The organism is Xanthomonas sp. D-99, from assembly GCF_017746145.1.
In the GTDB taxonomy this organism is placed as follows: domain Bacteria; phylum Pseudomonadota; class Gammaproteobacteria; order Xanthomonadales; family Xanthomonadaceae; genus Xanthomonas; species Xanthomonas cissicola.
In genome coordinates, this window is record NZ_JAGHWU010000065.1 from 1 (window position 1) to 16,805 (window position 16,805).

The window sequence follows — 16,805 nt, forward strand, 5'->3', positions numbered from 1 at the left end:
TCCGAAGTTCCAAAAGCCACTCTTCGGAACGACGCCACCTTCCGCCCTGTCAGGTCTCGTTGTTCAGACCTTCCCTAGGCGATAACGCGGCGTGCATGCGACACGCCCTGCGTCGACAGATGCATTCAGACAAACGAACAGCGCCCGCGTGGCGGGCGCTCCGGCGAGACTGGTGGCTTGCTTCAGCGTTTTTCCGATCCGTCCGGCCGTTCGTAGTCGTGTTCGGGATCGGCCTTGTTGACGTCGGGATCTTCGTCGGGCATGTCGTGCACTTTCCACTCGACATCCTCGTTGCGACGCTCCTGTGGCGTAAACGGCTTTTTCTGGTCGTCTTCCGGACCCCATGGCTTTTTCGGTTCGCTGCCCATGCTCATCTCCTGCGTGATCGTCATGACCCAACGCTAGGCGTGCAGGCATTGCGGGGTGGTGAACGACGCCCGGTGTTGGCGTGAAGTACGTATCTGGGGACGCACGCCCACCGCGGAGCGCGCAGGCCCGGCTTCTCACGCCTCGCCGCTTCGCAGACGGCTCAAGCCGCTTCACCCCCCTGTCTGCGAATGCGGCGCCTCGACCGGCTTGGACTGCGGCGAATCCTTCTGCCGCAACCAGATGGTCAGGACCACCAGCGAGAACACCGCCAGGAACTCGCTCTGCCAGTTCTGCATCGATTCGAACCAGAACGATGCGCTGGTGAAATGCTCGAACACCGTGATCGGTGGCAAGCCCTTCTGCGCACGTTCCCCCACCTCCAGCCGCCAGCTACCGACCAGGTGCAGCACAAAGCTCATCAGGAACAGCGCCCCGAACGCGATTGCCAGAGAGTGGTCGTACAGCCGTCGCCATACCCCGCCGGCGCGTACCGGCCAGGGCGTGGGCCCGGATTTGATCTCAACGGTTTCTTCCGCGGGATCGAGCGGACGCGATTCGGCAGAGCCCACCTGACGCAACTTCACGGTGAGCAGCACGTACATTCCCATCTGCAGGAATTCGCTCTCCCAGTTTTCGAACAATGCAGACATGAAATGCGGGCTGTGCAGATACGCAGACAGGAGCAGCGTCGGCTGCCCCTGCTCGCGCAATTCATCGTTGTACGAGTGCAATCCAGCATAGATCTGGCAACCGATGAAGAAGATAGTCAGCGCAAGCAGACACAACGACAGCCCATTACGACGCAAGAACATGGATGACCTCCTGGCGATGCGCGCAGTATCGAGCGTCCTCGGCAAAACCGCATGAAGTTTGCGTGCAGCCGCGCTGTTCTGCATGCCACCGCATTGTCGGCGTACTGCCTGCCGCGCACAGGGCGCGATCGGCAACACACGCCACGCGCACATCGTTTAGCCCGGATGTTTACGTTTGCGTGACCACACTGGCGTGCAACCAACGACTTCCACTGCCAGGAGACCACGATGCCCGTACCCAACTATCCATGCCCGCCCTTCAAGCCACAGCAGCAGAGCTTTCCCGGCCGCACCGAGAAGATGGACCCGCGCCCGGACCATGGCGAAGACAGCTACGTGGGCCACGGCCAGTTGAAAGGCAAGCGCGCACTGATTACCGGTGGCGACAGCGGCATTGGCGCTGCGGTTGCGATTGCCTATGCACGCGAAGGCGCGGATGTGGCGATTGCCTTCCTTCCCGATGAGCAGGAAGACGCCGCGCGCATTGGCGCCTTGATCGAAAAGGCCGGCGTCAAGGCGCTGCTGGTGGGATGCGACATCAGCGACCCCAGCCAGGCAGCGGCCTTGGTCGACAAAGTCAACAGTACCCTGGGCGGTCTGGATATTCTGGTCAACAACGCCGGCTACCAGAAGTACTTCGAGACTTTCGAGGACATCACCCTGGACGAATGGCGCAAGACCTTCGACACCAACGTGCATGCGGCCTTCAATCTGGTACGCCTGTCGGTGCCGCTCATGACCGACGGCGGCTCCATCATCAACACCGCATCGGTGCAGTCGAAGAAACCTACGCCCAACATCCTGCCCTACGCCGCGACCAAGGGCGCGCTGGCCAACCTCACCATCGGTCTGGCCGGTGTGCTGGCGGAGAAGAACATCCGCGTCAACGCGGTGCTGCCGGGCCCGATCTGGACGCCCTTCATCCCCTCCGGCATGGACGAAGAATCGGTGGAAAACTTCGGCGGGCAGACCCCCATGGGGCGCCCGGGTCAGCCGGTCGAGCTGGCATCGGCGTATGTCATGCTGGCGGCCGACACGGCCAGTTACACCTCGGGCACCTTGCTGACCATCTCTGGCGGCGCGGTCACGCTGTAACGCTGTAACGCTGTCGCATTGTTGCCAAGCCCGCGTCGCTGATCGAGCGACGCGGGCTTTTTATTGGCACTTCCTTCGTCGATTCTCGGCGATCACGGGCGCACGCCACGTCTCGCTTGCTTGCCCGTGCAGTCACTCGGGCGCGTTGCGCTGACGCGCAAAAAACGCACGGCCCAGGTGAGTGTCCGGTCAACGTTGCGCTCGCGTGGCACACACTCACTCCTGCGGTTGCTCTCACGGTCGGCCTCCTACCGTAGGCGACGTTGGTACGTGATGCACGCCCCCTCTTCGAAACAGTGCTGCCCGCCACGCCTGCGTGGCGAAGGTGCGAACCCGCTGCTGGCGCGACAACACCATCCCACACGCATCGACGCATGCGACGTGATGCATCCGCGCCATTGGCAGGCCAGCGCAGTAGCGCCCCTATAAGGCAGACAACAATGAGAATTTTGGTCACCGGTGGTACCGGCTATATCGGCTCGCACACCTGCGTGGAACTGGCGCGGCGTGGGCACGATGTGTGCATTGTCGATAATTTGAGCAACTCCTCCGAGCGCGTGCTCGACCATCTGCAGCATCTGATGGGATTCCGCCCGGAGTTTCATCGCATGGATGTGCGTGCGCCCGAGCTTGCCGATTTGCTGATCGGCAAGCGCATCGACGCCGTCCTGCATTTTGCCGCGCTCAAGGCCGTTGGTGAATCGGTGCGCGAGCCGCTGCTGTACTTCAACAACAATGTCACCGGCACGCTGGCGCTGCTGCGCGCGATGCGGGCTGCCAAGGTATGCAACCTGGTGTTCAGTTCGTCGGCCACCGTATATGGCGACGCCAACCGCAGCCCGATCGACGAAAGCGCGCCGCTGAAGGCAATCAACCCCTACGGGCGCACCAAGCTGATGATGGAAGAAATGATCGGCGACCTGGGCGCCGCGTGGCCGGACTTCAACGCGGCGTTGCTGCGCTACTTCAACCCGGTGGGCGCGCATCCGAGCGGGTATCTGGGCGAAGACCCGCGAGGAGTACCGAACAACCTGATGCCCTACATCGCACAAGTGGCAGTGGGGCATCGCGAGGCGCTGCAGGTCTTCGGCGACGACTACCCGACCGACGACGGCACCGGCGTGCGCGACTATCTGCATGTGATGGATCTGGCGCGCGCGCATGTGGACGCCATCGATTACCTGCAGCGCGAGCGCAAGGGCTTGGTGGTCAATCTGGGCACCGGGCGCGGCTACAGCGTGCGCGAGGTGGCGGCGGCGTTCGCGCGCGCCAGTGGCAGGCGCATTCCGCTGAGCGTCGCGCCACGTCGCGATGGCGATGTGGCGGTGTACTTCGCCAGCACCGCGCTGGCCAACCGGCTGCTGGGCTGGACCGCGGAATACGACCTGGACCGCATGTGTCGCGACACCTGGCGCTGGCAGTCGATGCATCCGGATGGCTATGCCGGTTCGCGCCTGCCGCGCCTGCGCACCGCGGCAGCCGTGCCAGAGCGCGAAGGTGCACGCGAGCTGCCGGCACCAGCGCCCCGGCTATCGCCCGGCCCGGACACGCGCCGTCGCAGCGAGCCGGTACGCACGCTCGTGGTCGCCAACGGCTTTTCCCGCGCGTAACGCGTAACGACCCATTTCTTTCCTACGAGGACATTCCATGAGTTGGGCTGGTCAGTTCCAAGACGCGATCGGCAAGACCCGCCGCGCGGTTCCTTCCGACAGCACGCCGCGGTTCGATCCGGCGCGACCCACGCTGTTGTGTCTGTCGCATCTGCGCTGGAGTTTTGTCTATCAGCGCCCGCAGCACCTGATGTCGCGCTTTGCACGCGATGCCAATGTGCTGTTCTGGGAAGAGCCCATCGCCTGCGATGCAGCCGAGCCCTGGTTGGAGGTGCGTGGGGAAGAGCACGGCGTGCACGTCCTGGTGCCGCGCCTGCCCGCCAGGTGTGAGGGCGAAGATGCCGTGCAGGTGCAACGCCGCTTGCTGGATGGCTACCTGGCCGAGCTTGGCGTGCGCGAGTTGTTGCTGTGGTACTACACGCCGATGAGCCAGAGCTTCAGTGCGCATCTGCCTGCGCGCATGGTCATCTACGACTGCATGGACGAGCTGTCGGCATTTCGTGGTGCGCCGCCGGAGCTGGTGCAACGCGAGCGCGAGCTGCTGCAGCGCGCCGATGTGGTGTTTACCGGCGGCTACAGCATTTGGGAGGCTAAACGTGCGTTGCACGCCAACGCGCATGCGTTTCCCAGTAGCGTGGACGTGGCGCATTTTGCCGCCGCGCGCACGCTGCAGCAGGAGCCTGACGACCAGGCCGGCATCGCACATCCACGGCTGGGCTTCTACGGTGTCATCGACGAGCGATTCGATGTCGAGCTGCTACGCGCGATCGCGACGCAGCGGCCGCGCTGGCAATGGGTGATGATTGGCCCGGTGGTCAAGATCGACCCCTCCGAGCTGCCACAGGCCGCCAACATCCACTATCTGGGCGGCAAGACCTACGACGAACTGCCTGGTTATCTCTCCGGGTGGGAGGTGGCGTTGATGCCGTTTGCGATGAATGCCTCCACGCGCTTCATCAGCCCGACCAAGACGCCCGAATACCTTGCTGGCGGCTGCCCGGTGGTGTCCACGCCCATCCACGATGTGGTGCGCACCTATGGCGACACCGGCGTGGTGCGCATTGCCGCGACCGCCGATGCGTTCGTGGCCGCCTGCGAAGCGGCACTGCAGGACATTGCCGATCGCGCACAGTTGCTCGACCGCGCCGATGCCGTGCTGGGCGATATGTCCTGGGACCACACCTACGATTTGATGAAGGAGACACTTTCTTGGACGCAATGACCCCGCCGGCCGCGGCGCCGCTTGCCGCACCTCGCACGCGCGGCAACGTACGGCGCGGTTTCGATTACCTCATCGTCGGCGCCGGGTTTGCCGGCAGCGTGTTGGCCGAACGGTTGGCCGCCGGCCTCGGCAAGCGTGTGCTGGTGGTCGACCGTCGCCCGCATATCGGCGGCAATGCCTACGATTATCATGACGATGCCGGCGTGCTGATCCATCGTTATGGTCCGCACATCTTTCACACCAATGCGCAGCGCATCGTCGATTACCTCTCCAACTTCACCCAGTGGCGTCCGTATGCGCACCGCGTGCTTGCGCAGGTTGGCGAGCAACAGGTGCCGATCCCGATCAACATGACCACGTTGAACCGTCTGTATGGCCTGCAACTCAGCACCGAAGAACAGGCCGCAGCGTTCCTGGCCAGCCGCGCCGAGCCGGTGGCCGATATCCAGACCAGCGAAGATGTGGTGATCAATCAGGTGGGCCGCGAACTCTACGAAACCTTCTTCCGCGGTTATACGCGCAAGCAGTGGGGGCTGGATCCCTCGCAGCTGGACAAGTCGGTGACCTCGCGCGTGCCGACCCGTACCAACGACGACGACCGCTACTTCACCGACACCTTCCAGCAGATGCCGCTGCACGGCTATACGCGCATGTTCGAGCGCATGCTCGATCACCCCAACATCAAGGTGATGCTCAATACCGACTACCGCGAGATCTGCGACGAGCTGGAGTACGACCAGCTGGTGTACAGCGGGCCGGTGGACGAATATTTTGACTACTGCTACGGCAAGCTGCCGTACCGCTCGCTCAGGTTCGAACACAGTACGCTGGACCAGGAGCACTTCCAGGCGGTGGCCACGGTCAATTATCCGGACGAAGCGGTGGCCTACACGCGCATTACCGAATACAAGCAACTCACCGGCCAGCAACATCCCAGCACCAGCATCACCCGCGAGTATCCTTCGGCCGAGGGCGACCCGTATTATCCGATTCCACGCGCGGAGAACACCGAGTTGTATCGGCGTTACGAACGCCTGGCGGCCGAGACGCCCAAGGTCACCTTCCTTGGCCGGCTGGGCACCTACAAGTACTACAACATGGATCAGGTGGTCGGCCAGGCACTGGCCTTGTACAAGCGCATCGAAGACGCCGAACAGCGTCGCGCCGAGCTGGCGGTCTGACAACGCACGCCCCGCCCTGCAGCACCGTCGCTGCAGGGCAGTTATCGACGCATCGCTGCAACCCAGCGGCGCGCGCAGCAGGATGTTGGATGCATACCCCCACACTGTTCGAGAGTTTTTTCATGGCGGGGTTCGAGTGTTCGACCCACCGCCGCCGCGATGGGCGCAGGCTCGATCTGATTGCCGCCACCAGGCACGACCGCTGGGCCGCCAAGGACTATGCGGCGTTGTCGGCGCATGGCCTGCGCACCGCGCGCGATGGCCTGCGCTGGCATCTGATCGAACAACGCCCCGGGCATTACGACTGGTCCAGCTTCCTGCCGATGCTGCACGCGGCCAACAGCGCCGGCACCCAGGTGATCTGGGACCTGTGCCATTACGGCTGGCCGGACGATGTGGACATCTGGACCCCGCAGTTCGTCGACCGCTTCGCGCGCTTTGCCGCCGCCGCCGCGCAGTGCGTCAAGGACGCCTCCGACGCGGTGCCGTTCTACGCGCCGCTCAACGAGATCTCGTTCTGGGCATGGAATGGCGGCGATCACGCGCGCATGCATCCGCTAGCACGCGGGCGTGGTTTCGAGCTCAAGCATCAGCTGGTGCGCGCTACCATCGCCGCGATCGACGCGATACGCCAGGTCGATCCGCGCGCGCGCTTCTTACAGGTGGACCCTGCGATCCATGTGGTGCCATCCAACGACCGGCCAGGCCCGCGTCGCGAAGCCGAGCGCCTGCGGCTGGCGCAGTTCGAAGCCTGGGACATGATCTGCGGGAAACAGTGGCCCGGACTCGGCGGTGCGCCGGAGTATCTGGACATCATCGGCCTGAACTACTACTCGGATAATCAGTGGTATCTGGGCGGCGTGCCGATCCTGCGCAACTCGCCCGACCACCGGCCGTTCTCGACCATCATGCTGGAATTCTGGCAGCGCTAACGCCGCCCGATGATCGTCTCCGAAACCGGTGCCGAAGCAGATCAACGCGGGCCCTGGCTCGATCACGTCGGCGGCGAGGTTGCACTGGCCCTGCAGCACGGCGTGGCAATGGAAGGCATCTGTCTGTATCCGGTGCTTGACTACCCCGGTTGGGACAACAACCGGCATTGCCCCACCGGCTTGCTCGGCTATGCGGACGAGCACGGCGAACGGCCGCTGCATGCAGGCCTGGCCGATCAACTGCGCCACGAGCACGACCGTTTCGGTCTGCGCGCACCACAGTTCGCGCTGGCCGACATCGCCCCGTGAGTATGTCCGGCCACTCCACCTTGTTGCCGGACACGCCAGCGCGGTTTCTCTGGCATTACGTTGGCCAACGGCCGTGGCATTTCACTGGCTTGCTGCTCTTGATCGTGGGCGCGGCCGGCTGCGCGGTGTCGGTGCAATACGGCATGAAGATGCTGGTGGACGCAATGGCCACCGATCAACGCAGCCAGGCCAACGTGTGGCTGCCGCTGGGCTTGTTCATCAGCTTGATCGCGGTGGAAAACCTGCTGTGGCGACTGGGCGGCTGGCTGGGCTGCCGGACCGTGGTCGCCAGCGTGGTGGATATCCGGGTGGATCTGTTCCGCCACCTCACCGGCCACCCGATGCGCTACTTCACCGAACATTTTGCCGGTGCGCTGGGCAACCGCATCACCGCGCTCGGCAGTGCCGCCGGGCAGATCTTTGGTGGACTGGCGTGGAAGATCGTGCCGCCCATCGTGGATTTCGTCGGCGCCATCGTGCTGCTGTTGACGGTGGGCTGGCGCATGGCCGCCACGCTGGTCGGCTTCATTGCGATCGTGGCAGCCATCATCACCAGCTTCGGCATTCGCGGCCGCGCCAAGCATCAACGCTTTGCCGCGCAGGCCGCCCGGGTGGGTGGCGAGTTGGTGGATGCGGTTTCCAACGTGTGGACGATCAAGGCGTTCGCCGCGCGCGATCGCGAAAGCGCGCGACTGGCCGAACAGATCGGTCACGAGGCCGTAGCGCATCGGCGCAGCTGGATGTACGTGGAAAAGGCGCGGGTGATTCACGACATCTGCCTGTCGCTGATGGCCGGCGGCATGCTGATCTGGGCCATCAGCATGTGGCGTTCCGGAGCGGTGAGTGCAGGCGATGTGGTGTTGGTCAGTGCGCTGACCTTCCGCATCCTGCATGGCTCGCGCGATCTGGCGCTGACCCTGGTGGACACCACCCAGCAACTGGGTGCCATTGCCGACACCCTGCAGATCATTCTGCAACCGCACGCCATCGTCGATGCGGACGTGCCGCTGGCATTGGCCGAAGGCGATGTGCGTTTCGAAGACGTGCGTTTTGCCTATCCCGAGCGCGCTGCGGTGCTGGAGGGATTGAACCTGCATATTCCGGCCGGCCAGAAGGTGGGCATCGTGGGGCCGTCCGGTGCCGGCAAGTCCACCTTGATTGCGCTGATCCAGCGCCTGGACGATGTGGAATCCGGGCGCGTGCTGATCGACGGGCAGGACATTCGCGGGGTCAGCCAGGACAGCCTGCGCGAAAAGATTGCGGTGGTGCCGCAGGAAACTGCGTTGTTCAATCGTAGCATCGGCGACAACATCCGCTACGGACGTCCCGATGCCAGCGATGCCGAGGTGCACGAAGCGGCGCGGCATGCATTCTGCGATGGCTTCATCCGGCAATTGCCCGAGGGCTACGACACCCAGGTGGGCGAGCGCGGGGTGATGTTATCGGGCGGACAACGACAACGGCTGGGTATTGCCCGTGCCTTTCTCAAGGACGCCCCGATCCTGATTCTGGATGAGGCCACCTCGGCACTGGACACCGAATCGGAAGCCGAAATCCAGGCTGCGCTGGATCACCTGATGCGCGACCGCACCGTGTTGGCGGTCGCCCATCGCCTGTCCACGGTGATTGGTTTCGATCGCATCGTGGTGCTGCAGGACGGCCGCGTGGTCGAAGACGGCAGCCCTGCGGAACTGCGCGGCAGCGGTGGCGTGTTCGATAGTGTGTGGCAGCGGCAGGCGGCCGGGTTCGAGGCTGCAACCGAAGCACCATGAAGCGACTGCGCGCAAAAGCGCTGAGTGCCTTGCGTGATGGGTGGCGAGGCAAACAAAGCCTGCAGCTGACTGATACAACCTGGCGTGGGACGCGCTGTCGGCCCTGAAAGCAATTCACGTTTCGCAGTCGCCGGCGCGCAAAAAAAACAGGCAACGTTCGTTGCCTGTTTTACTTCCTGCAGGACGCATCAATGCGGTGGTCGATAATCGCGCAGCTTGGTCGTCACGTTGCCGACCTCCTGCACCGCGCGCTTGAGATCGTCTTCGGACATTCCCAGTTCGCGCGCCCAGTACTGCAACTCCCACTCCTCGTTGATGCTCACATTGTGCATGTCGGTGGGTTGACGATTTGCATCCTGTGGTTCGCCCATGGCGGTCTCCCATGTAGGACAACTGGTGAGTCGGCTGCGACGTCGGCGGCTCGCACGCTTGGCAGAGCTGCCGCATCGACGCGTTGCCTAGCGACCTGTGGTCAGTGGGGCTGGCCCTGCTTGGCGCGCAACGCCTTGGCATGTTCCAGATGCTCGGCGACGGTGTCGCGTGCGCGCTGCAACTCCTTGCCCAGGTCGCTGGAGCCCGGCTCGCTGCTCAGCTGTGTGTCGAGCAGGGCCAACGCCTGTTCGTGGCTGTCCACACTGGCTTGCAGATACTGGGATTCAAACTGCTGCCCATGCAGGTCCTGCAGGCGCTTGCGCACGCCTTCGGCGCCCGCTCCGGCGGCCTGGCCAAGCGTGCCATTGCGATCGGGCGCAAACCGGCTGAGGTCCGTCAACGCAGCGCTGTGGGCCTCGTCCATCTTGCGTGCGAATGCCAGCACCTCTCCTTCCACACCCTTGACCACCGCCAGCTGCGCAAGCGTGCGCTCGTTTTCGTTGAACACTGCCAACGCACCAAGCGCCTGCTTGCGGTCGCGCGCATCGCCGACGCTGTCGCGCAACGGGTCGCCATGAGGCGGCGTGCTGCCGACCACCGTGGGAGCGGTGCTCCGTGGATCCTGTGGATCGCTCGCCTGCCCCTGCCGACGCTGCCAGGCCTTGTACGCCACATAGCCTACTGCGCCTGCGGTCACCATCCTGAAAAGTCCCATTGCTGTCTCCTGTTGATCGCGCTCTTTCGTCGCGTCCGGCGGTCGTTGATTGTTGGGTTCGCATGGATTGCGCAAGCGGCATGCCTGCGTCCCAGCGCGTCCTATGAGCCTGCGAGCGTGGCGGTTATCCAGACGTGACCTGCGCATCAACGCGGCGTCGGCAAGCGCCCGTCCACACCACGCCCACGCAGTGTGCTGACAGGCTTAACACCGCTGCGCGAACACTGCAGTGCGCTGCCGCGTCCCAATGGCCACAGGAGACAAAGATGCTTGCCCTCAGCTACCACGGCTCACGCGATGTGCGGGTGGAAACCGTGCCCGATCCACTCTTGGTCGAACGCGACGACCTGATCCTGCGCGTCACCGCCACTGCCATTTGCGGCTCCGACCTGCATCTGTATCGCGGCAAGATTCCCGACCTGCACCCCGGCGACATTCTCGGCCACGAATTCATGGGCATCGTGGAAGAGGTCGGCCCCGACGTCACCGCGGTCAAGCCGGGCGACCGGGTCGTGATTCCGTTCGTGGTCGCGTGTGGGCGCTGTTTCCACTGCGTGCTGCAGGAATTTTCCGCGTGCGAAACCACCAATACCGGCAAGGGCGCGGCGCTCAATCACAAGGACATGCGCCCGCCCGCCGCGCTGTTCGGCTTCAGCCATTTGTACGGCGGATTGTCCGGCGGCCAGGCCGAATACGTGCGCGTGCCCAAGGCCAATGTCGGCCCGCTGGTGGTGCCCGATGCCTTGCACGATGAGCAGGTCTTGTTCCTGTCCGACATTCTGCCGACCGGGTATCAAGCCGTTGTCGATGCAGGCGTCAAACAGGGCTCGACCGTTGCCATCTTCGGCGCCGGCCCGGTCGGCCTGATGGCCGCCGCGAGCTGCCGCATGCTTGGGGCCGAACGCATCTTCATGGTCGACCGCCACGCCTACCGGCTCGATTTTGCCTCCAGGACCTATGGTGTGATTCCGATCAATTTCGACGAGGTCGACGATCCGGCGGATGTGATCGTCTCGCAGACCGATGGCCGGGGTGTCGATGCCAGCATCGAGGCGGTCGGCTTCGAGGCCGAAGGCAGCGCCATCGAAACCGCACTGACCAACCTGAAACTGGAAGGCAGCAGCGGCGTGGCGATCCGCCAGTGCATCGCCGCAACCCGTCGCTGCGGTGTGGTGAGCGTGCCTGGCGTGTATGCAGGCTTCATCCACGCCTTCATGTTCGGCGATGCGTTCGACAAGGGCTTGACCTTCAAGATGGGCCAGACGCATGTGCAAAAACACATGCCGCACCTGCTGGAATGCATCGGCAATGGTCAGCTCAAGCCAAGCGCGATCATTTCGCACCGGATGCCGCTGGCTGATGCAGCGCGTGGCTATGAACTGTTCGACAAGAAGCAGGACGATTGCCGCAAGGTTGTGCTCACACCGTGAGTGCATCGGTGGCGCATGCGCAGACGGTGCGGCCGCGGCCGCACCGCCTGCGTCCTGTAACCGTTGAGCACTGCGAACAGGCTCAGTCCAGTGGCTTGGCCGGCACGAACGGCGATACCGGGTCGCTGGCCGGGAAGGTTTCTTCCACCGCTTCGTCTTGCAGCGCGTCCTGTTTTTTCTTGTCGTGCTGCGCCTGGTCGTGCGTAGAGGGAATCTGGTCGGATGTGCTCATGTGTTGTCCTACGACGTGATGCGAGCCATTACGCTACGGTGCGCCGCGTTGGCACAGGTGAAAAGCGTCTTCGCACATCAACGACAAAGGCAACGTCTGTGCCGTCCTGTGCATGGCGGCGGCCACGCAGTGCATTGCGTGTGCTGTCGCATTCGGGCTGATGCGGCGCAACCGGAGTCCGTCTCGATCACCTGCGGCGCTGCGTGACCTGTGCGTTCGCAGATGAGGTCACGCAGCGCCGCGGCAACCAGCGATGTCGCCGAGAAGTCAGTCATCGGACAATCCGCGCAGTTGCGTCTGCACCGTAGCAGCCATGCGGAACGCGGCGTCGGTTCACATGCGAACGCGCCCAGGGTGTATGGTGCGTGGGCGGCCGAAACCTGGTGGCGCCCTCACTCATCTGGCCCTTTCCATCGACAATCTCTGCGAACGCTGCGACGCCGTCTGCTGCCGGCTCACCGTCATGGTCGATCCATCCGACCGTATCCCACACCATCTCACCAGCGTGACGCCACAGGGCTGGCATGTGATGGCGCGCGACGAGGAAGGTTGGTGCGTGGCCATCGACGCTGCGCGCATGTGTTGCTCGATCTACGAGACGCGGCCGGCGATCTGCCGGCGTTTCGTCATGTCCGGCCCGTATTGCCGGGACGTGCGTGCGACCTACGACGATCAACGCCGTAGGGGCATTCCCTTGACGCTGTACAACGCATGAGGATTTGCGATGCAGCATTCTCGCCGCCAGTCGATGACCGTCAGTAATCAGCTGGGCAAGCCGCGGTTGTCCGAACAGCGATTGGCCGCCGATCTGCAAGCGTTTCAGCAATCCGGGGGCGTAATCGAGCGCCTGGGCGATACACCGCTACGTCGCGAAAAAAAGCGCGGCGCGGCGGAGGCTGCGCCAGCCGCTGCAGTCACACCGGCCGCCGCAGCCAAGGCCGAGTAAGGCCACAACGGCAACCGGCGTTTTGCGCCTGCCGTGTCAGAGACAGCATCTGCAGCATGCAACATGCCATTGCAGCGCGACGTCTGCGGGGCGATCACACGGCATGCATCGCATCGTCTAGCGGCCGTCTCGCCGAGTCGAATGCCTGTAATGCAAGGGCGCTGGCGATTGGCCCGCGGTCCCGCGCTTGCCGCTGCATTCACGTCGAAGTGGCGTGCGAGATATGGCGTTGCCAGATGCCTCGCGGGCACCGACGCGGCTCGGTCCGCCGTCACCGACGCAACGTAGACGGCCAAGCAGCTTCAACCACGCAAGCGCGGCAGCTGCAGCTGTGGGCGGCACTGCAGGCGCCTAAGCGAGCAGTCGTCTCACGCAGGGCGCAGTGCTCAAAACTCAGGCACCCCGCACAGGCGTCACCGCCCGCACGGACATGAGCGGTTACAGCAGTTGCGCGCGCTTGGTCGCGCCAAGCCCCTGCGCCAATGAGGCCATTTCGTTGGCCAAGGCGACCATATTGCCGCCAGCCTGCGCGGCGATGCCCATGATGCGCTGGTAGGCGTCCCAGAAGTCCGGCCCATTGCCATAGGCATCGTGGAACCCTTGCAGCTCCAAGACCAGCAGATCGGACACTTGGATGTCGGAGCGGTCCATTGTCGTTACCTCGTTGGGGGATTTCCCCGGCCCGCAGCTTATACCCGTTCACCTTACAAAACCGGGTCAGCCGGACAGCCGGAAGCCTGGACCTGAATTGGTTACAAACCCTGACGGTCGTCCGCGAATCGGGCTTGTGGTTGGGGCTGCTTGGCGCCGCCTTCCCGGCCGGTGGCGTGCAGCGCCGCACCTCAGGCCGTCGGCCACACATGGCCTGACGCGCGCACCAGGACGGCTGAATGCCAGCACGCATGGACCCGACAGCTCGCGCGCAACGCCCGCCCGACGCGCCGACCTGCGCGCGTTCCCGTGTAAAATGCCCGGTTTTTGACCGGAAGAATGGCGAAAGTTTCTCCACGGGCGCCCTTGCCGGGCCCGGCGTTCATTCGCCTGCTTGCTCGCCTCAGCAACGCGCACATCGCCCAGTCCAACCACGCGCTGGCCGACCGGCTGAGCCAGTGGATCGATTGGACGCGCGCGGTTGCCGTGTCCAAGGCGCTGGACGGCAAGCTGCCGGACGCCGAGGACCTGCCCGAACCGCGCCCGCTCGATGCGGAGGCTTGCGCACGCGTGCGCACCGCTCTTGCCACCAGCAGCGTGGCCGAGTTGGACGCGCTGGTCGCGCGCATGCGTGCCGAGGCGCACAACGCCGCGCTCGCAGGTGCGCCCGTCGCCGCGCCCGATTTCGCACCGTTTCGGCAGCATTACCTCGCCATGCAACGCGCCATGCGCACTGCCGCCGGCGATCTGCGCGGGCGGCTGCGCGACCTGCTCGCATTGGTCTCCACCGACATGGCGCGGTTGGCCGAAGTGGATGCGGTGATGGAGCTCACCCTGAGCCCGCGCGAGCAGAGCCTGTTGAACACCGTGCCGAGCCTGCTCGGCGCACATTTCGAACGCCTGCGCGATGCTGCACAGGCGCAGCACCGGCCGACCGATGACGCGGCCGCGCCACGCGCGGTGCCCGATGGCTGGCTGGATGTCTTCCGCAAAGACATGCAGAGCGTGTTGCTCGCCGAACTGGATGTTCGTTTTCACCCGATCGAAGGCCTGCTTGCAGCGCTTCGTACCCGCTAACTGGGACGTCATGTTCAGAACTCTCGTACACGTGTGTGTGTTTCTCGTCGGCCTGTTGGCGGTTTGCTGGGTCGGCATCGGTTATCTCGGCTCCAATCCACTCGGCGCCTGCGTCGCGGCGGTGATCGGCGCCTGTTATGTGGCCGGCGCGCTGGAGCTGTATCGCTACCGCCAGGCCACTGCGACGCTGGAAGCGGCAGTCGATGGGTTGACCACGGCGCCTTCTGCCCTGAGCGATTGGCTGCAGGCGGTGCACCCGAGCCTGCGCAATGCGGTGCGCCTGCGTATCAAGGGTGAGCGCGTGGCGTTGCCGGCACCGGTGCTGACGCCGTATCTGGTCGGCTTGCTGGTGTTGCTCGGCATGCTCGGCACCTTGCTCGGCATGATGGCCACGCTCAAGGGCACCGGCTTTGCATTGCAGAGCGCCACCGATCTGCAGGCCATTCGCGGCTCGCTCGCAGCACCGGTGGAAGGCCTGGCGTTTGCCTTCGGCACCTCCATCGCCGGTGTGGCGACATCTGCCATGCTGGGGTTGTTGTCGGCGCTGTGCCGGCGCGAGCGCCTGCAGGCGGTGCAACGCCTGGACCTGAAGATCGCTGCCGAACTGCACCCGCATTCGGATGCGCACCGACGTGGCGAAGCATTCAGGCTGCAGCAGCAGCAAAGCGCCTTGATGCCGGCCCTGATCGACCGGCTGCAGACGCTGATGCACACCCTCGAACAGCACAGCATGGCTGCCGAACAGCGCCTGGCCGCACAGCAGGCCGACTTCCACGCCAGAAGCGACGCGGCGTATGCGCGACTGGCTACGTCCATGGAGCAATCGCTGCAGGCCGGTGTCGCCGAAAGCGCACGCGCCGGCGGTGCGGCATTGCAGCCGGCGATGGAAGCCACCATGGCCAGCATCGCGCGCGATACCGCCGCATTGCAGGCACACCTCACACAAGCCGTGCAGCAACAGCTGGACGGCATCGCCCACGGCTTCCAGACCAGTGCCAGCACCACGGCGCAGCACTGGAGCACGGCATTGGCGGTGCAGGAACGCGCCCAGCAGACCCACAACGCGCAGTTGCAGACCACGCTGGAACAGATTGCCGCGCACAGCCTGGCCGTGCAGGACAGCGTGAGCAGCGCCGTGCATCAGCAATTGCAAGGTGTCGGTGCCGCCATCGAGCAGAACGCGCGCGCGGCGACCGAGCACTGGCAGGTGGCCTTGGCCGCGCAGGAACGCACGCAGGCCACGTTGACCGAGCAGTTGCATGGCACCCTGGAACAGATCGAGCAGCGCAGCGCTGCCGTGCAGGACAGTGTCACCCAGGCCGTGCAGCAGCAATTGAGCGCACTCAACGATGGCTTTGCCAGCAGCACCGCGGCCAACGCCGCCACCTGGAGCGCCGTGCTTGCCGAACAGCAACGCGCGACCGAAACGCACAGCGCGCAGTTGCATGCCACCCTCGAGCAACTGGCGCAGCAGACCAGCGCCCTGCATGAAGCTGTGCAGCAGGCCGTGCAGCAGCAACTCGATGGATTGAGCAACGGTTTTGCCGACAGCACCGCCACTGCCGCAGCGACATGGACGGCCGCGGTGGCCGAGCAGCAGCGCGCCAATCACGCGCTCACCCAGGAGCTGCAAAACACGCTCACGCAATTCGCCAGCACCTTCGAGGCACGCTCCGCCGCGTTGGTGGATGCGGTTTCGCAACGCATGGCGCAATCCAGCACCGACGCTGCCAGTGCGTGGAGCGATGCACTGGCCCAGCAACAACAGGCCAGCGCCACGTTGTCCAGCCAGCACCACAGCGCACTTGCCGCAGCCACCGCCAGCTTCGACGCGCATGCCGCGGCCCTGGTCGGCACCTTGCAGCAATCGCACACCGACCTGCAGGCGGCATTGGAAGCGCGCGACACCCAGCGCCTGGCACTGTGGAGCGAGCGCTTCGGCGCGATGAGCACGGCCCTGACCACGCAATGGGAACAGACCGGCGAACGCGTCGTCCAGCAGCAGCAGGCCATCTGCGACACCCTGGCCAGCACCGCCAGCGAGCTGTCCACGCAGGCGCAGGGGTAATCCCCCCACTTT

Annotated in this window: 15 protein-coding genes and 2 pseudogenes; 11 read left to right on the top strand and 6 right to left on the bottom strand. The window is 64.5% G+C overall.

All coding sequences use genetic code 11. The features are described from left to right. Window positions 1-182 precede the first annotated feature (182 nt). Together J7360_RS18045 and J7360_RS18050 are read right to left on the bottom strand one after the other, a co-directional pair. Window positions 183-392 carry a hypothetical protein gene (locus tag J7360_RS18045; protein WP_172955872.1) on the bottom strand — a complete coding sequence of 70 codons (210 nt, stop codon included), beginning with the start codon at window positions 390-392 and terminating at the stop codon, window positions 183-185. A 147-nt stretch (window positions 393-539) separates the two neighbouring features. Beyond that, entirely contained in the window at window positions 540-1,181 is a 642-nt protein-coding gene (locus tag J7360_RS18050) for a DUF6766 family protein (protein ID WP_057659135.1), read from the bottom strand. 228 nt (window positions 1,182-1,409) lie between these two features. On the opposite strand from J7360_RS18050, the gene J7360_RS18055 reads away from it, so the two are divergent. From J7360_RS18055 to J7360_RS18080, 6 genes and pseudogenes are all read left to right on the top strand, one after another. After that, on the top strand, window positions 1,410-2,276 hold the full coding sequence (locus tag J7360_RS18055) for an SDR family oxidoreductase (protein ID WP_209034398.1): 867 nt from the start codon (window positions 1,410-1,412) through the stop codon (window positions 2,274-2,276). 440 nt (window positions 2,277-2,716) lie between these two features. Then, on the top strand, window positions 2,717-3,886 hold the full coding sequence (gene galE / locus J7360_RS18060) for a UDP-glucose 4-epimerase GalE (protein ID WP_081027474.1): 1,170 nt from the start codon (window positions 2,717-2,719) through the stop codon (window positions 3,884-3,886). Window positions 3,887-3,923: 37 nt separating this feature from the next. Next, complete coding sequence (locus J7360_RS18065; protein ID WP_209034401.1) at window positions 3,924-5,108, top strand: glycosyltransferase family 1 protein; 1,185 nt, start codon at window positions 3,924-3,926, stop codon at window positions 5,106-5,108. Further along, window positions 5,105-6,289, top strand: a complete 1,185-nt coding sequence (gene glf / locus J7360_RS18070; RefSeq protein ID WP_209034406.1) for a UDP-galactopyranose mutase — start codon at window positions 5,105-5,107, stop codon at window positions 6,287-6,289. The genes J7360_RS18065 and glf overlap by 4 nt, the downstream gene beginning before the upstream one ends. An 89-nt stretch (window positions 6,290-6,378) precedes the next feature. After that, window positions 6,379-7,530 (top strand): annotated as a pseudogene (locus J7360_RS18075) (beta-glucosidase). Continuing rightward, entirely contained in the window at window positions 7,527-9,302 is a 1,776-nt protein-coding gene (locus J7360_RS18080; protein WP_057659125.1) for an ABC transporter ATP-binding protein, read from the top strand. The pseudogene J7360_RS18075 and the gene J7360_RS18080 overlap by 4 nt, the downstream one beginning before the upstream one ends. Window positions 9,303-9,490: 188 nt before the next feature. On the opposite strand, the gene J7360_RS18085 is transcribed toward J7360_RS18080, so the two are convergent. Continuing rightward, entirely contained in the window at window positions 9,491-9,673 is a 183-nt protein-coding gene (locus J7360_RS18085) for a DUF3606 domain-containing protein (protein ID WP_003490054.1), read from the bottom strand. 101 nt (window positions 9,674-9,774) lie between these two features. Next, window positions 9,775-10,389 carry a DUF4142 domain-containing protein gene (locus J7360_RS18090; protein WP_209034403.1) on the bottom strand — a complete coding sequence of 205 codons (615 nt, stop codon included), beginning with the start codon at window positions 10,387-10,389 and terminating at the stop codon, window positions 9,775-9,777. A 266-nt stretch (window positions 10,390-10,655) separates the two neighbouring features. Between J7360_RS18090 and J7360_RS18095 the strand changes: the two genes are divergently transcribed. Next, window positions 10,656-11,819: a zinc-dependent alcohol dehydrogenase gene (locus tag J7360_RS18095; protein ID WP_057659122.1), complete on the top strand. Its 1,164-nt coding sequence runs from the start codon at window positions 10,656-10,658 to the stop codon at window positions 11,817-11,819. Between the two features lie 82 nt (window positions 11,820-11,901). Here the strand turns inward: J7360_RS18095 and J7360_RS18100 are convergent, their stop codons facing one another. Next, window positions 11,902-12,051 carry a hypothetical protein gene (locus tag J7360_RS18100; protein WP_057659120.1) on the bottom strand — a complete coding sequence of 50 codons (150 nt, stop codon included), beginning with the start codon at window positions 12,049-12,051 and terminating at the stop codon, window positions 11,902-11,904. Between the two features lie 463 nt (window positions 12,052-12,514). Between J7360_RS18100 and J7360_RS18105 the strand changes: the two genes are divergently transcribed. Together J7360_RS18105 and J7360_RS18110 are read left to right on the top strand one after the other, a co-directional pair. Next, window positions 12,515-12,766, top strand: coding sequence for a YkgJ family cysteine cluster protein (locus J7360_RS18105; protein ID WP_003489252.1), 252 nt, complete (start codon window positions 12,515-12,517; stop codon window positions 12,764-12,766). Window positions 12,767-12,775: 9 nt separating this feature from the next. Further along, on the top strand, window positions 12,776-12,997 hold the full coding sequence (locus J7360_RS18110) for a hypothetical protein (protein WP_042674850.1): 222 nt from the start codon (window positions 12,776-12,778) through the stop codon (window positions 12,995-12,997). 438 nt (window positions 12,998-13,435) lie between these two features. Here J7360_RS18110 and J7360_RS18115 read toward each other — a convergent pair whose 3' ends face one another. Further along, window positions 13,436-13,648 (bottom strand): hypothetical protein, encoded by a 213-nt coding sequence (locus J7360_RS18115; RefSeq protein WP_005911311.1) that lies wholly within the window; start codon window positions 13,646-13,648, stop codon window positions 13,436-13,438. A gap of 327 nt (window positions 13,649-13,975) precedes the next feature. Between J7360_RS18115 and J7360_RS18120 the strand changes: the two genes are divergently transcribed. Together J7360_RS18120 and J7360_RS18125 are read left to right on the top strand one after the other, a co-directional pair. Then, window positions 13,976-14,725 (top strand): DUF3348 domain-containing protein, encoded by a 750-nt coding sequence (locus tag J7360_RS18120; protein ID WP_209034404.1) that lies wholly within the window; start codon window positions 13,976-13,978, stop codon window positions 14,723-14,725. Between the two features lie 10 nt (window positions 14,726-14,735). Next, window positions 14,736-16,787: pseudogene (locus J7360_RS18125) on the top strand (DUF802 domain-containing protein); the annotation flags it as partial. Between the last annotated feature and the right edge of the window lie 18 nt (window positions 16,788-16,805).